Source organism: Brevundimonas sp. RM1 (assembly GCF_052907225.1).
On the sequence record NZ_JBRERY010000065.1, the window covers coordinates 1 to 1,615 of the forward strand.

The 1,615-nt window shown below is 64.0% G+C and carries 2 protein-coding genes; both read right to left on the reverse strand.

Annotated features, from left to right (window positions below; genetic code table 11):
• Positions 1-631 (reverse strand): ImuA family protein (locus ACU5AP_RS16225; RefSeq protein ID WP_446681551.1); only part of this gene is annotated, 631 nt, incomplete at its 3' end.
• A 793-nt stretch (positions 632-1,424) separates the two neighbouring features.
• The coding region (locus tag ACU5AP_RS16230; RefSeq protein WP_446681552.1) for a hypothetical protein at positions 1,425-1,615 on the reverse strand (191 nt) is incomplete at its 5' end.

Here is a 1,615-nt window from a genome sequence, read left to right on the forward strand (position 1 = left end):
GCAGCAGGGTCGCGGAAAAAGACGGCCATCCCGGCGCTCCGCCTTCCAGAGGTTCTGACGCGCAGGACGCTACCGACCATCGGGTCTCGGCCGCGCTGGGGCAGGGCAGGGCGCCTGCCCGCGCCAGGAACAGGGTCGCGCCGCCCGTCTCGGCGGCCAGAGCCAGTCGCCGGCTGGCCGTCAGGCTGAAGGCCTTGGCCTCGCCCCAGGCGCTCAACAACACGGCGCCCACGGCGGGACTGCGCAGGGCTTCTTCGCCCACGGCCAACAAGGTCTGCACGTCGCGCGTCCGTACCAGCAGCAGGTCGTGCGGCGACAGGCTCATCTCATGCAGGCCCGGCCCGTGCGGCCGTCCCGCCTCCTGGGCCATCATATCATGCAGGCCCCAGACGATGGGACGCCCCGCCGCCGCCCGCAGCGCCATGCCCAGCCCGAAGGCATTGACGGCCACAGTGTCGGCAGGGGCGGCGGCGTAGAGATCATGCACCACGCCCGTGGCCAGCGGCGCGAAGGCGTCGTCGCTTCCCGCGCGCACGCCCGCGCCGACGCGACGACCGCCGGCCCGATCCAGGGCCTCCAGGCGAGTCTTCAGCGCTGTTAAAGCGTCAGGCTGTGAACAAATGTTCTGCATATGTTCTTATATGCGCCCTGACCCCCGGAGGGAGTCAAGCGGGGCTTTCGCGAATGCCCGTCGTCCAGTGTCCGGTTGCATGATCGCATCGATGTTTAGGAAAAACCGCTTCTGAAGCGTCTCTCCACCGTCGTCCGAAGACGATGTTTCCAGTGGAGTTTTTGTGCACAATCCAAAACCTGTCGTGTCTCCTCGGAAGTTGGGAGATGCAGACGGAGTAGGGACGGGTTAGTGCGTCCACTTCAATTGCGGCTTTTGACTCTAACCGGCGGCTGGCGACGTCCGCTTTCGTGCATTTATCGACTTGCTAAAAACAAATCGTAACGCGGATCGTAATTTATCAATATGCGACCGAAGGCGTCGCAACAGGGGCCGTGACGTCCTGGGCCGCTGCTTTCTTGCAGGGAAGCCCTGTGGGGCGGGAATGTTTCTGAGCTTTAGCGAAGAACCCGTGCCGGGCATATCGAAGCGGCTTTTAATCGAGGTCCTGGCGCAGCTGTCAGACCGCTATAGTCCAGGCCCCCGTCAGGTTCGATTGCATCCTCAGGCAGAAAGGGTGGGCGCAGGCGTCAGCCGCCAGCCGGGGCGCCGGCCCGCAGCCCACTCAATGAAAACGACATCGCCGAGACGGCTGATGTCTGTTTGCCTGCCGCTAGCGGCCGGAACATCCAACTCATGATTGTTCGCGAGCCGCACCCTGAGGCCGCCCCGGGAGAGGAGTGCGACAACATGGGCCGCCATGCCGATTGGAGTGTAAGCTCGAGGGGCTTGCCACGTCGCCGTGATATCGACATTAGTCATTCGCTTGTCTTTGGGGCTTGGCCGCAGCGCCGATAGGAACTGCCACTCCATCGACGACGAGCGTCGCCTTCGCTCCGGCCTGAATGTCTTCGAGTGCGATGGCGAGCGCGGTTTCGAAGGCGGCGCTTCGATCCATGTAGTCGCCAATATGACGTCGCGCGCGGCTGACTTCCCATACCCCGC